23 protein-coding genes and 1 tRNA gene are annotated in these 24,570 nt (G+C 67.3%); 12 read left to right on the top strand and 12 right to left on the bottom strand.

Annotation, left to right across the window (positions count from 1 at the left end; genetic code table 11):
- Window positions 1-38: 38 nt before the first annotated feature.
- Together ADE01S_RS31820 and ADE01S_RS18915 are read right to left on the bottom strand one after the other, a co-directional pair.
- Window positions 39-200, bottom strand: a complete 162-nt coding sequence (locus tag ADE01S_RS31820; RefSeq protein ID WP_165695648.1) for a hypothetical protein — start codon at window positions 198-200, stop codon at window positions 39-41.
- Between the two features lie 23 nt (window positions 201-223).
- On the bottom strand, window positions 224-1,423 hold the full coding sequence (locus ADE01S_RS18915; RefSeq protein ID WP_062683270.1) for an MFS transporter: 1,200 nt from the start codon (window positions 1,421-1,423) through the stop codon (window positions 224-226).
- Between the two features lie 250 nt (window positions 1,424-1,673).
- Between ADE01S_RS18915 and ADE01S_RS18910 the strand changes: the two genes are divergently transcribed.
- The 6 genes from ADE01S_RS18910 to pbpG all read left to right on the top strand — a co-directional run bounded on the left by ADE01S_RS18910 (window position 1,674) and on the right by pbpG (window position 8,016).
- On the top strand, window positions 1,674-1,988 hold the full coding sequence (locus ADE01S_RS18910; protein ID WP_062683269.1) for a DUF485 domain-containing protein: 315 nt from the start codon (window positions 1,674-1,676) through the stop codon (window positions 1,986-1,988).
- Entirely contained in the window at window positions 1,985-3,661 is a 1,677-nt protein-coding gene (gene actP, locus ADE01S_RS18905) for a cation/acetate symporter ActP (RefSeq protein WP_062683268.1), read from the top strand. Before ADE01S_RS18910 ends, actP begins: the two co-directional genes overlap by 4 nt.
- 18 nt (window positions 3,662-3,679) lie before the next feature.
- Window positions 3,680-5,635 carry an acetate--CoA ligase gene (acs, locus tag ADE01S_RS18900; RefSeq protein ID WP_087881459.1) on the top strand — a complete coding sequence of 652 codons (1,956 nt, stop codon included), beginning with the start codon at window positions 3,680-3,682 and terminating at the stop codon, window positions 5,633-5,635.
- Window positions 5,636-5,642: 7 nt separating this feature from the next.
- On the top strand, window positions 5,643-6,299 hold the full coding sequence (locus tag ADE01S_RS18895; protein WP_062683267.1) for a response regulator transcription factor: 657 nt from the start codon (window positions 5,643-5,645) through the stop codon (window positions 6,297-6,299).
- Between the two features lie 120 nt (window positions 6,300-6,419).
- Window positions 6,420-6,494, top strand: a tRNA-Arg gene (locus tag ADE01S_RS18890).
- A gap of 325 nt (window positions 6,495-6,819) precedes the next feature.
- Window positions 6,820-8,016 carry a D-alanyl-D-alanine endopeptidase gene (gene pbpG, locus ADE01S_RS18885; RefSeq protein WP_062683266.1) on the top strand — a complete coding sequence of 399 codons (1,197 nt, stop codon included), beginning with the start codon at window positions 6,820-6,822 and terminating at the stop codon, window positions 8,014-8,016.
- 83 nt (window positions 8,017-8,099) lie between these two features.
- Here pbpG and ADE01S_RS18880 read toward each other — a convergent pair whose 3' ends face one another.
- A complete protein-coding gene (locus ADE01S_RS18880) occupies window positions 8,100-8,486 on the bottom strand; it encodes a ribbon-helix-helix domain-containing protein (RefSeq protein WP_062683265.1) in 387 nt (128 codons plus the stop codon).
- Between the two features lie 250 nt (window positions 8,487-8,736).
- Here ADE01S_RS18880 and adhP point away from each other — a divergent pair, with 250 nt between their 5' ends.
- Window positions 8,737-9,762 carry an alcohol dehydrogenase AdhP gene (gene adhP, locus ADE01S_RS18875; protein ID WP_062683264.1) on the top strand — a complete coding sequence of 342 codons (1,026 nt, stop codon included), beginning with the start codon at window positions 8,737-8,739 and terminating at the stop codon, window positions 9,760-9,762.
- Window positions 9,763-9,831: 69 nt separating this feature from the next.
- Here adhP and ADE01S_RS18870 read toward each other — a convergent pair whose 3' ends face one another.
- The 4 genes from ADE01S_RS18870 to ADE01S_RS18855 form a co-directional block, all read right to left on the bottom strand.
- A complete protein-coding gene (locus ADE01S_RS18870; RefSeq protein ID WP_062683263.1) occupies window positions 9,832-10,410 on the bottom strand; it encodes a DJ-1/PfpI family protein in 579 nt (192 codons plus the stop codon).
- Between the two features lie 135 nt (window positions 10,411-10,545).
- Complete coding sequence (gene ybaK, locus ADE01S_RS18865) at window positions 10,546-11,037, bottom strand: Cys-tRNA(Pro) deacylase (protein ID WP_062683262.1); 492 nt, start codon at window positions 11,035-11,037, stop codon at window positions 10,546-10,548.
- Window positions 11,038-11,088: 51 nt separating this feature from the next.
- Complete coding sequence (gene xerD, locus ADE01S_RS18860; RefSeq protein WP_062683261.1) at window positions 11,089-12,072, bottom strand: site-specific tyrosine recombinase XerD; 984 nt, start codon at window positions 12,070-12,072, stop codon at window positions 11,089-11,091.
- 19 nt (window positions 12,073-12,091) lie between these two features.
- Entirely contained in the window at window positions 12,092-12,997 is a 906-nt protein-coding gene (locus ADE01S_RS18855; RefSeq protein ID WP_062683276.1) for a LysR substrate-binding domain-containing protein, read from the bottom strand.
- A gap of 185 nt (window positions 12,998-13,182) precedes the next feature.
- Between ADE01S_RS18855 and ADE01S_RS18850 the strand changes: the two genes are divergently transcribed.
- The 4 genes from ADE01S_RS18850 to ADE01S_RS18835 all read left to right on the top strand — a co-directional run bounded on the left by ADE01S_RS18850 (window position 13,183) and on the right by ADE01S_RS18835 (window position 17,879).
- Window positions 13,183-14,865 carry a thiamine pyrophosphate-binding protein gene (locus ADE01S_RS18850; RefSeq protein WP_062683277.1) on the top strand — a complete coding sequence of 561 codons (1,683 nt, stop codon included), beginning with the start codon at window positions 13,183-13,185 and terminating at the stop codon, window positions 14,863-14,865.
- Window positions 14,866-14,997: 132 nt separating this feature from the next.
- Window positions 14,998-16,191 carry an acyl-CoA dehydrogenase gene (locus tag ADE01S_RS18845; protein ID WP_062683260.1) on the top strand — a complete coding sequence of 398 codons (1,194 nt, stop codon included), beginning with the start codon at window positions 14,998-15,000 and terminating at the stop codon, window positions 16,189-16,191.
- 181 nt (window positions 16,192-16,372) lie between these two features.
- On the top strand, window positions 16,373-16,726 hold the full coding sequence (locus ADE01S_RS18840; protein WP_062683259.1) for a nuclear transport factor 2 family protein: 354 nt from the start codon (window positions 16,373-16,375) through the stop codon (window positions 16,724-16,726).
- A 166-nt stretch (window positions 16,727-16,892) separates the two neighbouring features.
- A complete protein-coding gene (locus tag ADE01S_RS18835) occupies window positions 16,893-17,879 on the top strand; it encodes a TRAP transporter substrate-binding protein (RefSeq protein WP_062683258.1) in 987 nt (328 codons plus the stop codon).
- 27 nt (window positions 17,880-17,906) lie between these two features.
- On the opposite strand, the gene ADE01S_RS18830 is transcribed toward ADE01S_RS18835, so the two are convergent.
- From ADE01S_RS18830 to ADE01S_RS18810, 5 genes are all read right to left on the bottom strand, one after another.
- The gene (locus ADE01S_RS18830) at window positions 17,907-18,350 is read right to left on the bottom strand and encodes a MaoC family dehydratase (protein ID WP_062683275.1); all 444 of its coding nucleotides are present in this window, start codon (window positions 18,348-18,350) and stop codon (window positions 17,907-17,909) included.
- A gap of 78 nt (window positions 18,351-18,428) precedes the next feature.
- On the bottom strand, window positions 18,429-19,661 hold the full coding sequence (boxA, locus tag ADE01S_RS18825; RefSeq protein WP_062683257.1) for a benzoyl-CoA 2,3-epoxidase subunit BoxA: 1,233 nt from the start codon (window positions 19,659-19,661) through the stop codon (window positions 18,429-18,431).
- Window positions 19,662-19,715: 54 nt separating this feature from the next.
- A complete protein-coding gene (gene boxB / locus ADE01S_RS18820) occupies window positions 19,716-21,143 on the bottom strand; it encodes a benzoyl-CoA 2,3-epoxidase subunit BoxB (RefSeq protein ID WP_062683256.1) in 1,428 nt (475 codons plus the stop codon).
- 60 nt (window positions 21,144-21,203) lie between these two features.
- Window positions 21,204-22,862 carry a 2,3-epoxybenzoyl-CoA dihydrolase gene (gene boxC / locus ADE01S_RS18815; RefSeq protein WP_062683255.1) on the bottom strand — a complete coding sequence of 553 codons (1,659 nt, stop codon included), beginning with the start codon at window positions 22,860-22,862 and terminating at the stop codon, window positions 21,204-21,206.
- Window positions 22,863-23,006: 144 nt separating this feature from the next.
- Complete coding sequence (locus ADE01S_RS18810; protein ID WP_062683254.1) at window positions 23,007-23,915, bottom strand: helix-turn-helix transcriptional regulator; 909 nt, start codon at window positions 23,913-23,915, stop codon at window positions 23,007-23,009.
- A gap of 180 nt (window positions 23,916-24,095) precedes the next feature.
- On the opposite strand from ADE01S_RS18810, the gene ADE01S_RS18805 reads away from it, so the two are divergent.
- On the top strand, window positions 24,096-24,566 hold the full coding sequence (locus ADE01S_RS18805) for a 4-hydroxylaminobenzoate lyase (protein ID WP_062683253.1): 471 nt from the start codon (window positions 24,096-24,098) through the stop codon (window positions 24,564-24,566).
- The last annotated feature ends 4 nt before the right edge of the window (window positions 24,567-24,570 follow it).

Here is a 24,570-nt window from a genome sequence, read left to right as displayed (position 1 = left end):
AGCCGCGGGATCGGAAACGCGTCCGCGGCCCGCCCGGGCTAGAAGCCGCAAAGAGCCGCCAGGTTTTCCCAGTGGATCTGCATCTCGGGCGTGCTGTAGCCCCAGAACGCCAGCCCCAGCACCGCCGCCAGGGCCAGCCAGCCAGCCGCGCGCCAGCCGCGGCGGCGGGTGGCGGGAGGCGAGGAAGACTTGAACGTCATGGCGGCTCCGGGGGATGGCGGCGTCAGGCGGGAGCCGGCTGGGCCACCGGCTGCTCGCGCACGGGCAGGCACAGCAGCGCGGCGACGATGGCCAGCGCCACGCCCAGCCACCACACCAGGTCGTAGTTGCCGGTCTTGGCGTAGGCGTAGCCGCCCAGCCAGACGCCGATGAAGCTGCCGATCTGGTGGCCCAGGAACACGATGCCGGACAGGGTGGCCGCATAGCGCAGGCCGTAGATCTGGCCAATCAGCCCCTGCGTGAGCGGCACGGTGCCCAGCCAGAACAGGCCCATCCAGGCCGCGAACGCATAGAGCACCCAGGGCGACAGCGGCATCCACAGCAACAGCAGAATGCCGAAGGCGCGCATGCCGTAGACCCCGGCCAGCAGGCGTTTCTTGCTGTACTTGCCGCCCAGCTTGCCGGCATAGAACGAGCCCAGCACGTTGAACAGCCCGATCAGCGCGATGGCGGTGGCGCCCTGCCCCGCCGTCAGGCCGCCGTCGGTCACGTAGGCGGGCAGGTGCAGCGTGATGAAGGCCGTGTGGAAACCGCAGACGAAGTAGCTCCAGAACAGGAAATGGAACGAGGGGTGGCGCACCGCCTGCTTGACGGCCGACGCCAGCGACTGCTGCGGGCCGGCATGGACCTGCGGGCGGCCGCGAAGGAAATAGGCCAGCGGCGCGCCGCAAGCGACGAACAGCGACAACACCCACAAGGCGCCCGTCCAGTCCAGGCCGCTGATCAGCATCTGTCCGGTGGGCACCACGGCGAACTGCCCCATCGAGCCGCCCGCGCTGGCGATGCCCATGGCCGTGCTGCGGTAGGCCGGCGGCACCGAGCGGGCCACCACGGGCAGGATCACCGGGAACGTCGTGCCCGCCTGGCCCAGGCCGACCAGCACGCCGGCGGTCAGGTACAGCGTGGTTTCGTCGGTGGCGAAGCGCGTGCCGATCATGCCCAGCATGTACAGCACCGCGCCCAGCGCGATGGTGCGGCCGGAACCGTAGCGGTCGGCCAGGATGCCCATGAAGATACAGGCCACGCCCCACACCAGATTCTGCAGCGCGAAGGCCATGGAAAACACTTCGCGGCCCCAGCCTTGGGCCAGGCCCATCGGCTGCATGAACAGGCCGAAAGTGGCGCGCACGCCCATGGCAAGCAGCACGACCAGCGTGCCGAGCGCAAGGGTGCGCATGGAAATCGTATCGGATTGGCTAGACATGAAACCCGTGTCTCGTTGTTTTTGGGTTGCCGCCCCCTCCTCGGAGCGGTCCGGCGCGCAGGCCGGATCCGCACATCATATACAAGTCCTCGGCCGGGGCCCGCGAGATCCCCGGGTCCGCCCCTACGACCAAGGTCGAGTGTCCCGTCACCGGATGCGTCTCTATATTGGGTCAATGCCCGGCCGGCGCCCTCGCCCCGGAGCCAACCCGGCGCCTCGACCGGCCGCCACGACGACAAGGAGACTCCCCGTGACCTCAGCTCAGGCAGGAACCGTTGCCGCCGTCCTGCGGCATCCCCGATACCAGGAGTTACTGCGCCGGCGCAGCCGGACCAGCCTGCTGTTCTTCACCATCACCGGCGTGATCTACGCCGGCTTCATCCTGACCCTGGCGTTCGATCCCGTCTTCTTCGCGCGGCCGCTGCCCGGCATGACGATGAGCATAGGCGTGCTGACGGGCACGCTCGTGGTGTGCAGCGCCGTGGTCCTCATCGCGGCCTACGTCCGCATCTCCAACACCGTGTTCGACCCCCTGCTGACCGCCATCATCAAGGACGTCTCATGAAGCCCGGCCAACGCATCGCCCTGCGCGCCGCCGTCCCGGCCTGCGCGCTGGCGGGGCCGGCCCAGGCCGCCCCCGCCGGACAGACCAGCGCGTCCGCCATCGTCATGTTCCTGGTGTTCATCGCCGCGACCATGGGCATCACCTACTGGGCCGCCAAGCGCACACGCACCACCTCCGACTTCTACACCGCCGGCGGCGGCCTGACGGGCTTCCAGAACGGCCTCGCGATCGCCGGAGACTACCTGTCGGCGGCCTCGTTCCTGGGCATCGCGGGCATGGTGTACGTCAGCGGCTTCGACGGCATGATCTACGCCATCGGCTTTCTCTTCGGCTGGCCGGTGGTCATGTTCCTGATCGCCGAGCGCCTGCGCAACCTGGGCCGCTACAACTTCGCCGACGTGACCTCGTTCCGCCTGGCCCAGACCCCGATGCGCGTGCTCGCGGCCAGCGCCTCGCTGCTGATCATCGCGCTCTACCTGATCGCGCAGATGGTGGGCGCCGGCAAGCTGATCGTGCTGCTGTTCGGGCTGGACTACAACGTCGCCGTGCTCATCGTGGGATCGCTGATGATGATCTACGTGGCCTTCGGCGGCATGACCGCCACCACCTGGGTGCAGATCATCAAGGCGGTGCTGATGCTGGTGGGCGCCACGCTGATGACGATCCTGGTGATGGCCGCCTTCAACTTCAACCCCGATTCCCTGCTGGCCGAGGCCACGCGCGTGCACCCCGCCGGCCGCGAACTGCTGGCCCCGGGCGCCCAGGTCAGCAGCAATCCGCTGAACGCGCTGTCCCTGGGCATCGCGCTGGCCTTCGGCACCGCCGGGCTGCCGCATATCCTGATGCGCTTCTTCACCGTGTCCAACGCCAAGGAAGCGCGCAAGTCGGTCATCTACGCCAGCTCCTTCATCGGCTACTTCTACCTGCTCACCTTCATCATCGGCTTCGGCGCCGTGGCGCTGCTGGTGCGCCACCCCGAGTACTACACCACGGGCCCGCAGGGCGGCTTCGACATGCTGAAGAACCTGATCGGCGGCACCAACATGGTGGCGGTGCACCTGGCCAACGCCGTCGGCGGCAGCCTCCTGCTGGGCTTCCTGGCCGCGGTCACCTTCGCCACCATCGTCGCGGTGGTGGCGGGGCTGGCGCTCGCCGGCGCGGCCGCGATCTCCCACGACCTGTACGCCAACGTCATCGCGCGCGGACGCGCCACCGAGCACCAGCAGATGCGCATCTCGCGCCTGTCCACCATCGCGCTCGGCGTGATGGCCATCCTGCTGGGCATCGTGTTCGAAAACCAGAACGTGGCCTTCATGGTCGGGCTGGCCTTCGCCATCGCCGCCAGCGCCAACTTCCCGGTGCTGGTGCTGTCGATCTCGTGGCGCGGCTGCACCACGCGCGGCGCCACCATCGGCGGATTCCTGGGCCTGGCCTCGGCCACGATATGGGTCGTGCTGAGCCGCACCGTCTGGGTGGACGTCTTCGGCTTCGCGGCGCCCGTGGTGCCTTTCCCCAACCCCGGCATTCTGTCCATTCCCCTGGCGTTCTTCGCGATCTGGCTGTTCTCCAAGCTGGACCGCAGCCCGCGCGCGCGCCAGGAAGCCGCCGCGTTCGACGCGTTGACCGTCCGCAGCCAGACGGGCATCGGCGCCACGAGCGCCATCGATCACTAACCGTTCAGAGGAGTCATCATGAACCCCATCCGCGATCTCTATCCCGTGCCCGAGGGCTTCGCCGGCCCGCATACGGTGACGCAGGAACAGTACGAGGCGCAGTACGCCGCCTCGCTGAGCGATCCCGATGCGTTCTGGGCGAAGGCGGCCCGGCGCCTGCACTGGTATCGCGAGCCCCGGCAGGTCCGCGACGTCAGCTTCGCCGCCGATGACTTCCATATCCGCTGGTATGCCGATGGGGAATTGAACGTCAGCGTCAACTGCCTGGACCGCCACCTGGAAACCCGCGGCCACAAGCCCGCGCTGATCTGGGAGTCGGACGACCCGGAGATTCCTTCGCGGCGCGTCAGCTACCTGGAACTGCATTCCCAGGTCTGCAAGCTGGGCAACGCCCTGCGCCGCGCGGGCATCGGCCGCGGCGACCGCGTCACGCTCTACATGCCGATGATCGTGGAAGCGGTGGCCGCGATGCTGGCCTGCGCGCGCATCGGCGCCGTCCACAACGTGGTGTTCGGCGGCTTCGCGCCGGCCTCCATCGCCGACCGCGTGCGGGATTGCGGCGCCAAGGCCATCATCACCGCCGACGAAGGCCGCCGCGCGGGCCGTTCCATTGCGCTCAAGGCCAACGTGGACGCCGCGCTGCAGATGCCCGGCATGGAAAGCGTGCGCACCGTGCTGGTGGCGAAGAACACCGGCACGCCGGTCGACATGACACCGGGGCGCGACTACTGGCTGACGCCGCTGATGGAACGCGAATCCGCCGAATGCGAACCCGAACGCATGAATGCCGAAGACCCGCTGTTCATCCTCTACACCTCGGGCAGCACCGGCAAGCCCAAGGGCATGCTGCACACCACGGGCGGCTACCTGGTCTATGCCGCGTACACGCACGCCACCATCTTCGACATCCGCGAGGACGACGTCTTCTGGTGCACGGCGGACGTGGGCTGGGTCACCGGCCACAGCTACCTCGCCTACGGCCCGCTGGCCAACGGCGCGACCTCGCTGGTTTTCGAGGGGGTGCCCAGCTACCCGGACGCCTCGCGCTTCTGGCAGGTCGTCGACAAGCACCGCGTCAGCATCTTCTACACCGCGCCCACCGCCATCCGCGCCCTGATGCGCGAAGGCACCGAACCGGTGCTGCGCACGGCCCGCAGCTCGCTGCGGCTGCTGGGCTCGGTGGGCGAACCCATCAACCCCGAAGCCTGGCGCTGGTATCACGACGTGGTCGGCGCGGGCCGCTGCCCCATCGTCGACACCTGGTGGCAGACCGAGACGGGCGGCATCCTGATTTCCCCGTTGCCCGGCGCCAAGGCATGCAAGCCGGGCGCGGCCAGCACGCCCTTCTACGGCATCCGGCCCGAGCTGGTCGACGTCAAGACCGGCGCCCTGATCGAAGGCGCCGGCGAAGGCAACCTCTACATCCGGGAGTCCTGGCCGGGCCAGGCCCGCAGCATATACGGCGACGAGCAGCGTTACTTCGACAGCTGCTTCAAGGAATATCCCGGCATGTATTTCACCGGCGACCGCTGCCGTCGCGACGCGGACGGCGATTACTGGATCACCGGCCGCGTGGACGACGTGCTCAACGTGAGCGGACACCGCATCGGCACGGCCGAAGTGGAAAGCGCGCTGGTATCGCACCCCAAGGTGGCCGAAGCCGCGGCGGTGGGATTCGCGCACGACATCAAGGGCCAGGGCATTTACGTCTACGTCACGCTGAAGGCGGGCACGCAGGAATCCGAAACCCTGCGCCAGGAACTGGTGGCCCACGTGCGCCGCGAAATCGGGCCCATCGCCACGCCGGACCACCTGCAATGGGCGCCCGGCCTGCCCAAGACCCGCTCGGGCAAGATCATGCGCCGCATCCTGCGCAAGATCGCCGACAACACCGTCGACGACCTGGGCGACATCACCACGCTGGCCGATCCGTCGGTCGTCGGGACGCTGGTGCGGGAGCGGCGCATGGCATGATCGGCCCATGCCCGTACTCCTGATCGCCGACGACCACCCCCTCTTCCGCGCAGCCCTGCGCGGAGTGATCGACGACGTGCTGCCGGGCAGCGACGTCCATGAAGCCGACCGGACCAGCACGCTCTATGAGCTGGTCGACGCCCACCCCGGCGCCGACCTGCTCCTGCTGGACCTGGACATGCCGGGGGCCGTGGGCCTGGATCCGCTGATCCGCCTGCGCGAGCGCCACCCCCGGCTGCCCATCGCCATCGTTTCGGCGAACGAGGATCATCTCCTCATGCGCCGCGCCCGGGCGCTGGGCGTGGCGGGCTACCTGCCCAAGTCCGTGGGGGCCGATACCCTGGGCGCCGCCATCCTGCATCTGCTGGACGGCGGCGCCTGGCATCCGGAGGCCGGCTGCGGCGCCGGCAGGCCAGGCGGCCTCGAACCCGCGTTCGCCGCCAGCGTGCGCGAACTCACGCCGCAGCAGTTCCGCGTGCTGCGGATGGTGAGCGCCGGCCTGCTGAACAAGCAGATCGCCCATGAGCTGGAGGTATCGGAAGCCACCGTCAAGGCCCATATGACCGCCATCATGCGCAAACTGCGCGTGTCCAACCGCACGCAGGCCGTGGTGATCGCGGACCGGCTCGGGCTGAAGGCCTGGCGCGGCGGCTCCCCGCCATGAGGGGCGGCCGGACACGCCGTCGGGACTGGCGCCTGATGCTAGAATCCGGGTCTCACATCGATACGCGTCGCCGGTGGATTCTTGTTCTCCCGCCCCTTGCGCGCTTCGATCCGTATCTGTCTCGCCGTAGTTAAATGGATATAACCGGCCCCTCCTAAGGGTCAATTGGTGGTTCGATTCCACCCGGCGAGGCCACTTCCGGCGTCGGCTCCGATGCCTTCCCCTCCCCCTTCTTTTTCGTGCCAGCCCCTCTCGCATTCAGCCAAATGAGGGTTAATCCGGGCTACGCTCACGCGCCGCGGACCGTTAGCGTCTCGTGACGCGTCTTGTGACGAATCTGGCCCACGTCAATACGTCACCGATATTTTTTTCAGCGATGATAGCGAATCGTCTTGCGCATCACTTGAAATTGCTGTTTAAATTCGACGCGTAAGCCTCTAATTCATCTGGACTTTTCCTGAACCGACGGAACGCCGGCTTAAGAAATATTTCTTCACAGACTGACAAGCCTGCTCAAACCATGGCATTTTCCTGGAAACGTGCGATTGCGAACGCGATAGCGCCGGTGGCGCTGGCGATGTGCGCGCTCCTGCCCCCCGTCGCCCAAGCCGCTAAGAATTCCGATCCCTGCAAGACCAACGCCAAGTCGTCGGCCTGCAAGGCGCAACAAGCCAAGAAAGCGCCGGCCGCCAAGGCCGGCTCCGGCAAACAGGCCGCTGGAGCGGCCAAGAAAGCCGCCCCGTCCGCCAAGAAGGCGCCGCCCAAGGCTTCGGCCGGCAAGAAGGGCGCCGCGCCCAAGGGCGGCAAGCAGGTCGCCACGAAGGGCACGCCGCCCAAGAAGGGCGCCGCGGGCAAGAACGGCAAGCCGAACAAACCCTCCCGCGCCCAGCGCACGGCCGCCGCGGCCAGCGCCGCCGCCATGCCGCCGCCCGCCGCCTCCGCGCGCGCCGAAGCGGCGGCCCTGCGCTCCAGCACCGCCTACGTGCAGGACCTGGAAACCTCCACGGTCATCTTCGCCAAGAATGAAAACGTCGTGCGCCCCATCGCTTCCATCTCGAAGCTGATGACCGCCGTCGTGGTGGTGGACGCCAACCTGCCGATGGACGAGATGCTGGAGATCACCGACGACGACGTCGACGGACTCAAGCACACCACCTCGCGCCTGCGCGTGGGCACCAGGCTGTCTCGCGGCGACATGCTGCACCTGGCGCTGATGTCCTCGGAAAATCGCGCCGCCAACGCGCTGGGCCGCCACTATCCGGGCGGCCTGCCGGCTTTCGTGGCCGCCATGAACGCCAAGGCGCAGTCGCTGGGCATGACCAGCACGCGCTTCATCGAGCCCACCGGCCTGTCCAGCGACAACGTCTCCTCGCCGCACGACCTGGCGCGCCTGCTGCGCGCCGCGTCCCAGCGCCCCCTGATCCACCGCTACTCCACCGATACGGAGTACGAGGTCGAGATCAACAACCGCACGCAGACCTTCCGCAACACCAACCTGCTGGTGCGCAAGCCCGACTGGGACATCAAGGTGTCCAAGACCGGCTACATCAACGAAGCCGGCGAATGCCTGGTAATGCTGGCCCGCATCAATGGCCGCGACCTGGCCATCGTGCTGCTGGATTCCCAGGGCAAGCTCTCGCGCATCGGCGATGCCGTGCGCATCCGCCGCATCGTGCAAAGCGAAGTGGCGCTGGCCTCGATCCAGTCCGGCGGCTGAGCGGCCCTCGCCGTTCCCGCACAAACGCAGGGCCCGATCTGATCGGGCCCTGTTCTTTTTGGGCTGGGGCGGAATCGGACTCGCTAGGCGGCCCGGCGCTTCGGGCGCAGCGGCTCGGCGTCGTACAGCGAGGGAGGCAAGCCTTCCAGCACGGCCTGGGCATTGAGCGAGCGGATCGGCACGCCGGCGTCCAGCGGGATGCGCCCCTCAGCCTGCAAAAGCTGGTAGCGCAGGCAGCACACGCGCAGGAAGGAGGTGAAATTGGCGGCCTCTCCGCGGTATTCGATGAGTTCGTCGTACAGGCGTTCGATCAGCTGCGTCACGCGCATGCCGTCGCGGGCGGCGATCTCCTCCAGGACCTGCCAGAACAGCCGTTCGAGCCGCAGGCTGGTGGCCACGCCGTGCAGGCGCAGGGAGCGGGCTTCGGGCGTGTAGGACTGCTCGCTGGCGCGGATGAAGATTTCACACATGGAATATCCCTGGAGCGTGGGGCAAGAAGCCCGCCTGGGCCGGGGCGGCCGTGAGTCAGTGAGTCACTGTACGCCGTTTGGCGCCGCCGGGGCAAGACGAAGCGGCGGGTGGAGTCCGGGCGGCTCTGTCCGCCATTCTGCAACCACACGTTTCCGGCTGCCCGGCCCCTCCCCCATATTGATATAAATCATGGTCGGGAAACCGCACGCGTTCGAGGATAGTCAACTTGATCAGACTTCGGAGGTAGTGATGGACAAGACCATGAAGGCAGCAGTTGCACGCGCATTCGGCAAGCCTCTCGCGATCGAAGAAGTGGCGGTGCCCCGCCCCGGTCCGGGCGAACTCCTGGTGAAGATCGAAGCCTGCGGCGTCTGCCACACCGACCTGCATGCGGTCGAAGGCGATTGGCCCGTCAAGCCCAATCCCCCTTTCATTCCCGGCCACGAAGGCGTCGGCCATGTGGTGGCGGTGGGCGCCGGCGTTACCCACGTGAAGGAAGGCGACCGGGTCGGCATCCCCTGGCTCTACTCGGCCTGCGGCCACTGCGAACACTGCCTGGGCGGCTGGGAAACCCTGTGCGAACAGCAGCAGAACGCGGGGTACTCCGTGAACGGCGGCTTCGCCGAATACGCGCTGGCCGCCGCCGATTACGTCGGGCTGCTGCCCAAGAACGTCAGCTTCGTCGACATCGCGCCCGTGCTGTGCGCCGGCGTCACCGTCTACAAGGGCCTCAAGATGACGGACACGCGCCCGGGCAACTGGGTGGTGATTTCCGGCATCGGCGGGCTGGGCCACATGGCGGTGCAATACGCGAAGGCCATGGGCCTGAACGTCGCCGCCGTGGATATCGACGACGCCAAGCTGGATTTCGCGCGCCGCCTGGGCGCGGAGGTTACGGTCAACGCCAAGACCACCGATCCCGCCGCCTACCTGAAGCGTGAAATCGGCGGCGCGCATGGCGCCCTCATCACGGCCGTATCGCCCAAGGCGTTCGAGCAGGCGCTGGGCATGGTCCGCCGCGGCGGCACCGTGGCGCTCAACGGGCTGCCTCCGGGCGACTTCCCGCTGTCGATCTTCGACATGGTGCTCAATGGCGTCACCGTGCGCGGCTCGATTGTCGGTTCGCGCCTGGACCTGCAGGAATCCCTGCAATTCGCCGAAGAGGGCAAGGTGCACGCCACCGTGGCCACGGAAAGCCTGGAGAACATCAACGACGTGTTCGACCGCATGCGCCGCGGCCAGATCGAAGGCCGCGTCGTGCTCGACTTCGCCTGACGCCCCGCGCGTCCGGAATGCAAAAGGCGCCTGGGGACACCCAGGCGCCTTTTTTTCAACCGACCGGACTCAGGGAACGATCTTGGTGCCCAGCACCGCCAGGAACTGCGACATCCAGGCCGGATGGGCCGGCCAGGCGGGCGCGGTCACCAGATTGCCGTCGGTATAGGCCTGGTCGATGCCGATCTCGGCGTAGGTGCCGCCAGCCAGGCGGACTTCCGGCGCGCAGGCCGGATACGCCGAGCAGGTGCGCCCCTTGAGGATCCCGGCCGCGGCGAGCATCTGCGCGCCGTGGCAGACGGCCGCGATGGGTTTGCCGGCCTGGTCGAAGGCGCGCACGATGTCCAGCACCTTTTCGTTCAGGCGCAGGTATTCCGGCGCGCGTCCGCCCGGAATGACCAGCCCGTCGTAGGACGAGGGCTCGACGCGGTCGAAATCGTAATTGAGGGTGAAATTGTGGCCGCGCTTCTCGGAATAGGTCTGCGCGCCCTCGAAATCGTGGATGGACGTGGCCACGGTATCGCCGGCCTTTTTGTCCGGGCACACCGCATGCACCGTGTGTCCCACCGCCAGCAGGGTCTGGAACGGCACCATGGTTTCGTAATCTTCGGCGTAGTCGCCGACCAGCATCAACAGTCGCTTGCTCATGAGGGTCTCCTTGGGATGGCGGGGAAGCCGGTTCGACGCCCGGCGACCCGGGTTCCGGCTTTTCTCGTCCTATTGTGGCTCCGCCATCCGCCCGGGAGGTGGTATCGGGATACCGCAGGCGCCCCCCGGGAAACGCTAGGACTCCAGCGCCACCGATACCGTTTTCGCGCCCAGCAGACCGACCAGGACCTGCGGATCGATCCCTATCAGGTAGCCGCGCCGCCCGCCGTTGATGTAGACCACGGGGTAGTCCAGCACCTCGGCCTCGACCCACACCGGCATCTTCTTGCGCGTGCCGAATGGCGAGGTGCCGCCCACCTGGTAGCCGGTGTGGCGCTGCGCCACTTCCGGCTTGCAGGGCTCGACCTTCTTCAGGCCCGCCTGGCGGGCCAGGTTCTTGGTGGAGACTTCCCGGTCGCCGTGCATGACGATGACCAGGGGCTTGGCGGCCTCGTCCTCCATGATCAGAGTCTTGACCACCGCGTGCGGATCCAGCCCCAGCTGGCGCGCGGCTTCGCCCGCGCCGCCGTGGTCCACGTAATCGTAGGTGTGTTCCGTGTAGGCCACCTTGTGCTGCTTGAGGAATTGGGTGGCGGGCGTTTCAGAAACGTGGCGGGCTTTGCTCATGGATATCGCGGAACGGCTGAGAGTATCGGTGTAGGTAGGGAAAAGCCGCGGCTAGCCGCGGGGATGGTGCGCCGCGTGCAGGGCCTTCAGGCGTTCGCGCGCGACGTGCGTGTAGATCTGCGTGGTGGAAATGTCGGCGTGGCCCAGCAGCATCTGCACCACGCGCAGGTCCGCGCCGTGATTCAAAAGATGCGTGGCGAACGCATGCCTCAGGACGTGCGGCGACAGCGGCGCGCGCACGTCGGCCAGCAAGGCGTACTTCTTCACCAGTTGCCAGAAGGCCTGGCGCGACATCGCCTCGGCCCGGCCGGTGATGAACAGCGCGTCGCTGACGCGGCCGGCCGCCAGCTCCGGCCGGCCGGTCTTCAGGTAGCGATCGATCCAGTGCGCCGCCTCCGCCCCCAGGGGCACCAGCCGGTCCTTGCCGCCCTTGCCCAGCACCACGCGCACCACGCCTTCGTTCAGGCTCACGTCCAGCGTCCGCACGCCCACCAGCTCGGACACGCGCAGGCCCGTCGCGTACAGGGTTTCCAGCATGGCGCGGTCGCGCAGGCCGCGGGCCTGTTCGAGGTCGGGCGCGCGCAGCAAGGCGTCCACCTGCTGCTCGGACAGGGTCTTGGGCATGCGCGGCGGCTGCTTGGCGGCCACGAGCGTCAGACAGGGATCGCGCTCGCAGCGGTGTTCGCGCAGGGCCCAGGCATAGAAGCGGCGCAGCGCGGCCAGCCGGCGGTTGGCGGTGGTCGCGCGCGTTTCCTCGTGGCGGAAGGCGAACCAGGCTTCGATATCGCCCTTGGCCGCGTCGCACAGGGGCCTGGCCGGCCCGGCGGGCAGCGCGTGGGCCTGCGCGGCCTCGCCGTAGCGGTCGGCCATTTCGCGGACGTAGGCCTCGGGGTCTTCGAGCCAGCGCGCGAAACCGGTCAGGTCGCGGCGGTAGGCGGCCAGCGTATTGGCCGACAGGCCGTCCTCCAGCCATACGGCGTCGATGAAGGCGTCGATGTCGGCCTGCGAGGCGAGCGGCGATCGGGTATCGGGCATGATGGGATGATTCTACGGCTCAGCGCTCGCCCACGCCCGCGGCGGCGACCTTCAGCCAGCTCTCGAAGAGTTTCAGCGCCTCGGACCGTTCGCTGCGCTGGGGATAGCCGAAGTAATAGCCCTGGCTGACCGCCAGCGCCTGCGGGACCGGCATCGCCAGCGTGCCCTGGTCCAGCGCCGGCTGCGCCAGGAAGCGCGGCATGAGGCCGACGCCCAGCCCGGCCTGCACCGCCGCCATCACCATAGTGAACAATTCGTAGCGGGGCCCGCCCGCGGCCTGGGGGCCGTACAGGTAGCCGTTGGCGCCGTACCACTGCCGCCAGGCGTCCGGGCGCGAGGCCAGGTGCAAGTGGGTCATGCCGGCCAGGGCGCTGGCGCCGGGCTCCGACGGGCGCTCGGCCAGCTCGGGCGCGCATACGGGCACCAGCTCGCGTTCCGGAAACAGCAGCCCGCCCTGCGTGCCCGGCCACAATCCGTCCCCGTGGTAGAGCGCGCCGTCGAAGGGCTGGTCCTTGAACTGGAACGGCAAGGTGCGCACGGACAGGCTGACGGTGATGTCGCCGTGCTCTCGCTGGAAGTCCGCCAGGCGGGGGATCAGCCAGGTGGTGGCCAGGGTGGGAACCACCGCGATGTGGATGCTGCGCCCCATGCCCGTGCGGCTGACCAGGCCGAACGTGTCTTTTTCGATCTGGTCCAGGTGGTGCCGGATGCGGCCCGCGTACTCTGCGCCGTGGTCGGTCAGCACGATGCGCCGCCGCACGCGGGTGAACAGTTGCACGCCCAGCCGCGATTCCAGGCTCGCCACCTGACGGTAGACCGCGCTGTGCGTGAGGGACAGTTCCTCGGCCGCGCGGGAAAAGCTGCCCAGGCGGGCCGAGGCTTCGAACGCCTGCAAGGCGCTCAGGTTGGGAATGCCGTTTCTCATGGAGCGGGAACCGTCCAGCGCCGGCGGCCCGCCAGGGCGCTCCGGGGCGCCCCGCTTGCCGCGGCGCAACATGGCTTGTCGTGCCGGTGGGTCAATAGATTGTGCAATTTTATCAATTGCATTGTGCGATCGAGGAACATTATGCTCGGATGTCCTAACCTCGGCTCATCATGACTACCACCCCCATGTCCCAGCAAAACTCCCGCCTAGGCGGACACATCCTGGTCGACCAGCTGGTTGCCCAGGGCGTCAAGCACGTTTTCTGCGTTCCCGGTGAAAGCTACCTCGCGGTGCTGGACGGCCTGCACGACGCGGACATCAAGGTCACGGTTTGCCGCCAGGAAGGCGGCGCGGCCATGATGGCCGACGCCCACGGCAAGCTGACCGGCGAACCCGGCATCTGCATGGTGACCCGCGGCCCCGGCGCGTCCAACGCGCTGGCCGGCGTGCACATCGCCAAGCAGGACTCGACCCCGATGATCCTGTTCGTCGGCCAGATCGAGCGCGGGATGCGCGAGCGCGAGGCCTTCCAGGAAATGGATTACCGCGCCGTGTTCGGCACGCAGGCCAAGTGGGTCACCGAGATCGACCAGGTCGAACGCATCCCCGAACTGATTTCGCGCGCCTTCCACATCGCCACCTCGGGCCGTCCCGGCCCGGTCGTGATCGCCCTGCCCGAGGACATGCTGGTCGAAGCCGCCCAGGTGGCCGACGCGCCGCGCTACGAAGTCATCGAGTCCGCGCCCACCGCCGGCCAGCTGGCCGACCTGGAACAATTGCTGGCCCAGGCCAGGAACCCCGTCGCCATTCTCGGCGGCACGCGCTGGGACGCGCGCGCGGTGCAGCAGTTCGCCGATTTCGCGCAGCGCCACGCGCTGCCCACGGCGGTGTCGTTCCGCCGCCAGATGCTGTTCCCGGCCGACCATCCGTGCTTCATCGGCGACGTCGGCCTGGGCATCAACCCGGCCCTGCTCAAGCGCGTGGCCGACGCCGACCTGGTGCTGCTGGTCGGCGGCCGCATGTCGGAAAACCCCAGCCAGGCCTATACGCTGCTGGACATCCCGGTGCCGAAGCAGAAGCTGGTGCACGTGCATCCGGACGCCGCCGAACTGGCCCGCGTCTACCGCCCCACGCTGGCGATCAACACCTCGCCCGCGGCCTTCGCCCAGGCGCTCGCCGGCCTGAAGGCGCCGGCCCGGCCCGCCTGGGCCGACGGCACGCAGGCCATGCGCGAGTCGTACCTGAAATGGAGCGATCCCGCCGCGATCACCACGCCGGGCGCGCTGCAGATGGGCCAAGTCATGGCCTACCTGGAAAAGACCCTGCCCGCCGACGCCATCATGACCAACGGCGCCGGCAACTACGCCACCTGGCTGCACCGCTTCCACCGCTACACCCGCTACGGCACGCAGCTGGCGCCCACCTCGGGCTCCATGGGCTACGGCCTGCCGGCGGCCGTGGGCGCCAAGCGCGTCTGGCCCGACAAGACGGTGGTGTGCTTCGCCGGCGACGGCTGCTTCCTGATGCACGGCCAGGAATTCGCGACGGCGGTGCAGTACGACCTCCCCATCGTGGTGGTGCTGGTGGACAACGGCATGTACGGCACGATCCGCATGCACCAGGAAAAGCACTACCCCGGCCGCATTTCCGCGACCGAGTTGAAGAATCCCGACTTCGCCGACTATGCGCGCGCTTTCGGCGGCCATGGCGAACGCGTCGAGACCACCGAGCAGTTCGGTCCGGCCTTCGAGCGGGCGCTGGCCAGCGGAAAGCCGGCCATCCTGCACTGCTTCATCGATCCGGAAACCATCACCCCGTCGACGACTCTGGAAAAGATCCGCGACGCGGCCCTGAAGGCCCAGCACTGACACGGCAAGGACACGGCGGGCGCCGGCGGCGCGCATGATGCGCGCCGGGAAAACCGCAGCTTGCCGTCCCATTTATTTTAGGTTTAAACTTTCTAGCATTCCGAATACGGAAATCCATAGCGGAGACCCAGCATGTCCTCGAATCCTTCCTTTCACTGGCAAGATCCCCTGTTGCTGGACCAGCAACTGACCGAAGAAGAACGCATGGTGCGCGACGCTGCTTACGCCTATGCGCAGGACAAGCTCGCTCCGCGCGTGCTGAACGCGTTCCGCAATGAACAGACCGACCCGGCGATCTTCTCCGAAATGGGCGAACTGGGCCTGCTGGGCGCCACCATCCCCGTCGAATACGGCGGCGCCGGCCTGAACTACGTCAGCTACGGCCTGATCGCCCGCGAAGTCGAACGCATCGACTCCGGCTACCGCTCCATGATGAGCGTGCAGTCCTCCCTGGTGATGGTTCCCATCAATGAATTCGGCAGCGAAGCGCAGAAGCAGAAGTACCTGCCCAAGCTTGCCCGCGGCGAATGGATCGGCTGCTTCGGCCTGACCGAACCCAACCACGGCTCCGACCCCGGCGGCATGGAAACCCGCGCCGTCAAGACGGCCGACGGCTACAAGGTTTCCGGCAACAAGATGTGGATCACCAACTCCCCCATCGCGGACGTCTTCGTGGTGTGGGCCAAGTGCGTCGGCGGCGACTTCGACGGCAAGATCCGCGGCTTCATCCTGGAAAAGGGCATGAAGGGCCTGTCGGCCCCGGCCATCCACGGCAAGGTCGGCCTGCGCGCCTCGATCACCGGCGAAATCGTCATGGACGAAGTGGAAGTGTCCGATGAGCAGATGATGCCCGGCGTTTCCGGCCTGAAGGGTCCGTTCACCTGCCTGAACTCCGCCCGCTACGGCATCGCCTGGGGTGCCGTCGGCGCCGCCGAGGCCTGCTGGCACACCGCCCGCCAATACACCTTGGACCGCAAGCAGTTCGGCCGCCCCCTGGCCGCCAATCAGCTGATCCAGAAGAAGCTGGCCGACATGCAGACCGAAATCACGCTGGCCCTGCAAGGCTGCCTGCGCCTGGGCCGCATGAAGGACGAAGGCACGGCCGCCGTGGAAATCACGTCGATCATGAAGCGCAACTCCTGCGGCAAGGCCCTGGACATCGCCCGCCTGGCTCGCGACATGCTCGGCGGCAACGGCATCTCCGACGAGTTCGGCGTGGCCCGCCACCTGGTGAACCTGGAAGTGGTCAACACCTACGAAGGCACCCACGACGTGCACGCCCTGATCCTGGGCCGCGCCCAAACGGGTATCCAGGCGTTCTATTGATCGCCTGACTTGATCGCCTGACCGGCCGAGAAATAGCCGCCCGACCAGGGCGGCTATTCTTTTGTGGGCCGGCGTTGCTGGCCTTGCCGGCAAGATTCCCCGATACTGCATCCATGGCGCCTGCCGGCGCCACCAGCATTTCGCTGCAACATCAGCCGGCTCATCCAGAATGGAAACGCACATGACTCCGCGGCAGCTCGTCGAACAATGGGTCGCACGGTTCAATGCCGCCGATGCCGATGGCCTCGCCGAGCTTTACGATGAAAAGGCGGTGAACCACCAGGTCACCCAGGAGCCCATCGTCGGACGCGACGCGATAAGGGCGATGTTCGAGCGGGAGTTCGCGCTGGCGAACATGACCTGCATCGTGGAGACGATCCACGATGCGGGCGAGGTGGCAGCCCTGGAGTGGCGCGACCCCTTGGGCTTGCGCGGCTGCGGGTTCTTTACCGTGCGCGAAGGCCGGATCGTCTTCCAACGGGGCTACTGGGACAAGCTCTCGTTCCTGAAGATGCACCGCCTGCCCATCGAGTAATTCCGCCGCGGCCGCCACCCCATAAGCCCGCGCATTGCCGAAAGTCCGTATAGGCGAATCCTTGCACAGGCCGTACGCTTTGCGGCATCGGCCAGGCACGGGCCGGGGCGCCCTCGCGCCGTCCCGCGTGTCCAGACCAGGTTTCCCCCTCGACCAGGAGCCGCGCATGCAAGGCTGTCTTCCCCTCCGCCTGGCGGGCATCGCCATGGCGTTCGTCGCCCATGGCGCCTACGCCGCCACCACCCTTACGATGGCCACCGAATACCCGGCCACCTCCATGCCCGGGCAAGGCGTGTCCACCTTTGCCGACCTGGTACGCGCCAAGACGGCGGGCGAGGTCATCATCGACGCCAGCTACGACGCCTCCAAAGGGATCAAGTCGGCCGACATGATCGACGCGGTAGAGGCGCGCAAGGTAGATGCGGGCGACGCCTTCGCTGGCGCGCTGGCCGGCAAGTACCCCCTGTTCGGCGTGTCCTCCCTGCCTTTCCTGGCGGACTCCCTGTCCAAGGCCCGCAACCTGAACAAGGCCGCCCGGCCCGCGTATGAAAAGCTGCTGGCGGCGCACGGGCAGAAGCTGCTCTATACCACCCCCTGGCCGGCGTCCGGCATTTGGTCCAAGAAAAAACTGGACAGCGTCGCCGCCCTGAAGAGCCTCAGCATCCGCACCTATGACGCCACGTCGCAGGCCGTGATGCAGAAGGCGGGCGCCCGCGCCCAGAACATTTCCTTCGCCGACGCCATGCCGCTGATCGCCTCGGGCGAGGTGAACGCGGTGCTGTCGTCGGGCGACGGCGGCGCGGGCCGCAAGCTGTGGGAACACCTGCCCCATTTCGCCGAGATCAATTACGCCATGCCGGTCTCGATCGCGACCATGAACCTGGAGGCGTACCAGGCGCTGGACGCGCGCACCCGCCGCGCCATCGACCAGGCGGCGGCGCAGACCGAAACCGAGCAGTGGAAGCGGATCGACGGCCGCCTGCAGCAGAACTACGCCAACATGCGCAAGAACGGCGTGGCGATCAACACCGCCGTGCCCCTGGCCGTGCGAAAGGCGTTGAAGGACGCGGCGGCGGACTCGGTAAAGGCATGGAAGGCCGCGGCCGGCCCCGAGGCCGACGCCTTCCTGAAGCCGCCAGCCAAGAAGCGCTAGGCAGCCGGCCCGGGGCCGGCCTGCGCGCTAGTTCTCGCCCGAGAGATCGAAGAGGCTGGTCGCGTCCAGTTCCAGCACGCCTTCGTCGTGCTGGTTGTAGACCGTCCAGGCCCAGGTGATGATGCCCAGGTCGGGGCGCGACGAGGACGTGCGCACGCCCTGCACCCGGGCCTCCAGGCGCAGCGTGTCGCCCGGGCGCACGGGAGTGCGCCAGCGGACTTCGCCCAGGCCGGGCGAGCCGAACGATTCGGAATCGTGAAGCGCCGCGTCCACGGCCATGCGCATGGTCAGCGCGCAGGTATGCCAGCCGCTGGCGATCAGGCCGCCCCAGCGGCCTTCGGAAGCGCGCTGGGGATCGGTGTGGAACCACTGGGGATCGTACTTGCGCGCAAACTCCAGGATTTCCGCTTCCGTCACGGTGACCGGACCGGCCTTGATGAGCATGCCGTCTTTGAAATCGGCGAACTTCATATTGTGGATTTCCCCCCGCAAATGCGAACGGCGCGCCTGCGCGCGCCGTTCGTCACGCATTCACGCATGTTTTCCGGATCAATAGGTCTCGAAATGCAGCCGCCCTTCGCGGCGCAGCGCATCATGCAGGATAGACCAATCCTGGCCCGATTGCACCGTCACATCGCGCAGGGCATCCAGCACGCCCGATTCCATCCCTTTCAGGCCGCAGACATAGATGCAGGTATTGCGGTCGGCCAGCAATTCCCGCACCTTGGCCGCGCGATCCCGGATCAGGTCCTGCACGTAGCGCTTGGGCTGCCCGGCCTCGCGCGAGAGCGCCAGGTTGATGTCGATGAAATCGGGGGGGAGCTTCATCAGGGGCCCGAAGTACGGCAGTTCGCGCTCGGTGCGCGCGCCGAAGAACAGCATGAGCTTGCCGTTGTCGCCGGAATCGATGCGCCGGCGGCAGCGCTCGGTCATCGCGCGCATGGGCGCCGACCCGGTGCCCGTGCAGATCATGATGAGATTGGCCCGGGGATGATTGGGCATCAGGAAGGTGTGGCCGAAAGGCCCGATCACCTGCACTTTGTCGTTCTTGACCAGATCGCACAGGTAGTTCGAGCACACGCCGTGGGCGGCCGCGCCGGCATGGTCCTCGGTGACGCGCTTGACCGTCAGGGAAAGGTTGTTATAGCCGGCCCGTTCGCCGTCGCGGGGGCTGGCGAGCGAATATTGCCGCGCATGATGCGGGCGGCCCTGGGCGTCCAGGCCCGGCGGCAGGATGCCGATGGACTGCCCCTCCAGCACGGGAAACGGCAGTTCGCCGAAGTCCAGCACGATGTGATGGATATCGCTATCGGTATCGGCGCCGGTGACGCGGTAGTTCCCCACGACGGTGGCCGTGGTCGGCGCCTTGTGGGTGTACAGATTGACGTAGGGATGCGCGGCGGACCAGGGCGGCACCGCCGCGCCCGGCACGGCCGACACGGCGGCGGGCGGCGGCGTGCCGACGGTTGCGTCGGCCGCCGGCGCTGCCTCGGCCGCTTCCGCGGGCGCCTGCTCCCGGGGCAGTTCTTCCCAGCCCAGTTGGTCGCGAACCGGATAGGCTTCGGCGCGCGCCACCAGCCGCCAGTTGTCGATGGCGCCCGTGGGGCAAGGCGGCACGCAGGCCATGCAGCCGTTGCAGATATCCGGGTCCACCACGTAGTTGTTGGCGTCGTGCGTGATGGCGTCGATCGGACAGGTTTCTTCGCAGGTATTGCAGCGGATGCAGATCTCCGGATCGATGAGATGCTGCTTCAGGACTTCTGCTGGTAAGGGAGCGTTCATCGCGGTCTTCCCCATGCTCCGGTAGGCGGCCGCCCGAGCGGCCGCCGCCCCGCTTTAGTTGAAACGGACGTACTCGAAATTCACGGGCTGGCGGTTGATGCCCATGACCGGCGGCGCGATCCAGTTGGCGAACTTGCCCGGCTCGGTGACGCGCCCCATCAGCGTAGCGACGAATTCGCGGTCCTCCGGCGTCGGCAGCCACTTGTGGCGGTTGGCCTGCCATTGCGACTCGGAAAGAATGTCGCCCTCGGGGGACATGCGGATGCCCGCCAGGGTGCCGATCTGGCGGTTGAATGCCTTGTGCGGCACCTGCAGCCGGAACGGAATGCCGCTCTTCTCGATGACCTTGTTCCAGCGTCCGATGCCGGCCACGGAATCGCGGATGAAGTCGTCGCGCAGGACTTCGTTCAAGGCGTTGAGCATCGGCACTTCGATCTCTCCCAACCTGCCGTTTTCCACGGTCAGCACGCGGTAGGTGTCGTTCTTGAGCTGGTGGTCGTCCGTGCGCTTGCCCTCTTCGTAGCGGCCCTTCAGGCCCGAGCTGTAGAAGATGGCGGCATTGGAAGACTGATCCGCGCCGAAGAGATCGATGGTGACGCTGTAGTGGAAATTCAGGTAGCGCTGGATGGTGGGCAGGTCGATCACGCCGGCCGCGCGCACGCTGTCCGGGTCGTCCGTCTTCAGCTGGTTCATGACTTCGCAGGTGCGCTGGATCACCCGCGAGATGCCCGATTCGCCCACGAACATGTGATGCGCTTCCTCGGTCAGCATGAACTTGGTGGTGCGCGCCAGCGGATCGAAGCCCGACTCCGCCAGGGCGCACAGCTGGAACTTGCCGTCGCGGTCGGTGAAGTAGGTGAACATGTAGAACGCCAGCCAGTCGGGCGTCTTTTCGTTGAAGGCGCCCAGGATGCGCGGATTGTCGGCGTCGCCGGAGCTGCGCTGCAGCAGCGCGTCGGCCTCTTCGCGGCCGTCGCGGCCGAAGTAGCGGTGCAGCAGGTAGACCATGGCCCACAGATGGCGGCCTTCTTCGACGTTGATCTGGAACAGGTTGCGCAGGTCGTACTGCGACGGGGCGGTCAGGCCCAGATGGCGCTGCTGTTCGATCGAGGCGGGCTCGGTATCGCCCTGCGTGACGATGATGCGGCGCAGGTTGGCGCGGTGTTCGCCCGGCACGTCCTGCCAGGCGTCGCGCCCCATGTTCTCGCCGAAATGGATCTTGCGCTGGCCGTCCTGCGGCGCCAGGAAGATGCCCCAGCGGTAGTCCGGCATCTTGACGTGGTCGAAGTGCGCCCAGCCGTCGGGCTGCACGCTGACGGCCGTGCGCAGGTAGACGTCGAAGCCGTGCGAACCGTCGGGCCCCATGTCCTGCCACCATTGCAGGTAGTTGGGCTGCCAATGCTCCAGCGCGCGTTGCAGCGTGCGGTCGCCGGACAGATTGACGTTATTGGGGATCTTATCGGTGTAGTTGATTCCGGACATCGTCTCGCTCCTGTTCCTTGGGTGTGGGCCGCGCGGCGCGGCGCGGCGTCGCGGGGTTCTTCAGACCCGGTTCCAGTCGAATGCGGCCTGCTCGCCCTTGCCGTAGAGCTTGAGCGCGCCCTTGTCGCCGGCGGCGTTCGGGCGGTTGAAGATCCAGTTCTGCCAGGCCGTCAGGCGGCCGAAGATGCGGGTCTCCATCGTTTCCCGTTCGCCGAAGCGCAGGTTGGCCTCCAGGCCGGTCAGCGCGTCGGGCGACAGGGCCCGGCGTTCTTCCAGCGCCATCCGCACTTCGTCGTCCCAATCGATGCTGTCGGGCGCATAGGTGATCAAGCCCAGTTCCAGCGCCTCGGTCGCGGCCAAGGGCTGGCCCGCGCGGCCGCGGACGGCTTCCAAGGGCTCCGCTTCTTCATGGAAGCGCCGCTGCAGGCGGCTGAGGCCATTGACCATCGGATAGGCGCCGAAATTGCGGCCGCCCACCACGATGCGCGCGGGCGCCGTTTCGTCCTCGTCATCCAGCATGTAGCTGCGGTCGGCGGCCAGCGCCAGTTCCAGCAGGGTGCCGGCGAAGCAGGAGCCGGGCTCGATCAGGGCGAACAGGCTGCGCGAGGTGACGTCCAGGCGCGCCAGCGTGCGGCGCAGCATGCCGGCCGTTTCCCGCACGAACCAGTGGTCCGCGTGCTGCTCCAGCGCGGCGTCGGCCGCCAGGACGCGGTCCGCGTCGCCTTCGGTCTTGAAGATCCAGGTGCCGATGTCCAGTTCATTCGTGCGCATGGACAGGATGGCGTCGTCCAGTTCGCGCGCCATTTGCAGCGGCCACCAGGCGGCGCCGGCCGCCAGGATGTCCGCCATCTCGGTTTCCACCTCGCCCTCGGGCCCGCGCACGGTCCAGATGGCATGGCGCTTGTCGCGGTCGATGCGGACATCCACGTAGCGGTAGGACAGGCCGTCCGGGTTTTCGGCGCGCTGCAAGGGCGTCAGCGAAACGCCCTCGCCGCCGGCGGGCCGGTCGCTGCCTTGCGCCAGGGCCAGGGCGCGCTCGCGCACCGCGGCGTCGAAGTTCGCGGGCTTGACCACCTCGTCCACCAGCCGCCAGTCCTTGGCGCGCTGGCCGCGCACGCCTTCCACCAGGGTGCAGAAGATGTCCGCGTGGTCGTGGCGCACCCGGCGCTTGTCCGTCACGCGGGTCAGGCCGCCGGTGCCCGGCAGCACGCCCAGCAGCGGCACTTCGGGCAAGGCCACGGAAGAGGACCGGTCGTCCACCAGCACGATTTCATCGCAGGCCAGCGCGAGCTCGTAGCCGCCCCCGGCGCAGGCGCCGTTCAACGCGGCGATGAATTTCAGGCCGCCGTGGCGGCTGGAATCTTCGATGCCGTTGCGGGTTTCGTTGGTGAACTTGCAGAAGTTCACCTTCCAGGCGTGGGACGACAGGCCGAGCATGAAGATATTGGCGCCCGAACAGAAGATGCGCTCTTTCATGCTGGTCACGACCACGGAGCGCACTTCGGGATGCTCGAAGCGGATGCGCTGCAAGGCATCGTGCAATTCGATGTCGACGCCCAGGTCGTAGGAATTCAGCTTGAGCTTGTAGCCGGGGCGCAAGCCGCCGTCTTCGGCGACGTCCATGGCCAAGGTGGCGACGGGGCCGTCGAACGTCAGGCGCCAATGGCGGTACTGCCCCGGGTCGGTCCGGAAATCTACCCGGTTGAGGGTGCTGCTCATCGTGTGTCTCCTCGTGCGCCTAAACAGGAAAAATACTGCATGACATGAATTATTATGCAGATTACGGGCAAAAAAAATCCCCGTCAAGCGGGGACATGCAAAAAAGTTCCTGTCGTCGGCGGTCGGCCCGGACCGACTGCCGGGCTATAGCGGCAGGCCGCAAGCCTTGCGCACCTGGGTGCGCAGGCCGGCGAAACTCTCCTTCACTTCCAGGTTGCTGGTGACCCAGGTCAGGTCGGCCTTGGCGTAGAAGGCTTCGCGCCCGGCCAGGATGCGCTTCAGGTCGGCCATCGCCTCGTTGTTGCCCGACATGGGGCGGAAGTCGCCCTGCGCCATGACGCGGCCCATGTGCTCCTCGGGCGTGGCGCGCAGCCACACCGTATAGCAATGCGCCAGCAGCAGGTTCAAGGTCGCCGGCTCGGACACCAGCCCGCCGGGCGTCGCCAGCACCATTTCGGGATAGATCTGCACGGCCTCTTCCAGCGCCCGCCGTTCGTAGCGGCGGTATGCATTGGGACCGTAGAGGTTATGGATCTCCAGGATGCTGCACCCGGCCACGCGCTCGATCTCGCGGTTCAGCTCCACGAAGGGGTAGCCCAGGTCGTCCGCCAGCATCTGGCCCAGGGTGGACTTGCCCGCGCCGCGCAGGCCGATCAGCGCCACGCGCTGGGTGCGGTTCGGCCGCTGCGCGCCCGCCCCCACGCCGAAGAGCTGGGTCAGCGCCTCGCGCGCGCGCTGCAGGTCGGATTCCGTGCGGCCGCTGAGCAGTTCGCGGATCAGCAGCCAGTCCGGCGATTCGGTGGTCACATCGCCGACCAGCTCGGCCAGCGCGCAATTGAACGCCTTCGCGATCTGCAGCAGCACGAGAATCGACGCGTTGCCCACCCCATGTTCGAGATTGGCGAGATGGCGCTCCGACACGCCGGTCACCTGCGACAGGCTCTTGCGGGTCATCCCGCGTATGGCCCGCAGGCGGCGCACCCGCTCGCCCAGGGCCACGAGGAACGCCTCTCGCCGAGGTTCGGATGGCGCCGCGTCTAGCGCTTGATTCATGTTCTGGCTGACTCCGCAAAAACCCTGATAGTCGTCGATTTATGCACTATAGTGCTTGACCCAAATCAATGGAAGCACTATTTTTCCATTCAATGAATTCAACTGCCGGTCAGATGCAAAAAAACAGCAGTGGAGTTCATCCGCATTTCGAAGCGCCGACAAGTGTAAAGGAGGAGCCCGGTGAGTACGCCAGATCGATTCCATGCCCTGATGCGCGACGTCGCGCGTCTGGCGGCCGGCCAGGAACTCAACGCCGGCCTGCAAGCCGCGTTGAACCGCGAAGCCGGCCCGCAAAGCGCCCTGTTCCAGGAAATCTTCGACACCTGTAGGCAAGGCGTGGCCGAGGGCTGGATGTGCAGCCGCGAAGGCGGCGGCATCCGCTACGGCCGCGTCATCAAGCCGGCGCCCGACCTGGCCGGCTGCTCAGTGGACGTGGTGGACATGGACGACCTGGCCGGCCCGCTGCACGCGCACCCCAACGGCGAGATCGACCTGATCATGCCGCTGACCGAAGGCGCCCGCTTCGACGGCCACGGTGCCGGCTGGCTGGTCTACGGCCCCGGCAGCGCGCACCGGCCGACCGTGAGCGGCGGCCGCGCCCTGGTGCTGTACCTGCTGCCGGGCGGCGCGATCGACTTCTCGCCTTCCTAGCGCC

Source organism: Achromobacter denitrificans NBRC 15125, from assembly GCF_001571365.1.
Taxonomy (GTDB): domain Bacteria; phylum Pseudomonadota; class Gammaproteobacteria; order Burkholderiales; family Burkholderiaceae_B; genus Achromobacter; species Achromobacter denitrificans.
This window is presented reverse-complemented; position numbering and strand designations above follow the sequence as displayed.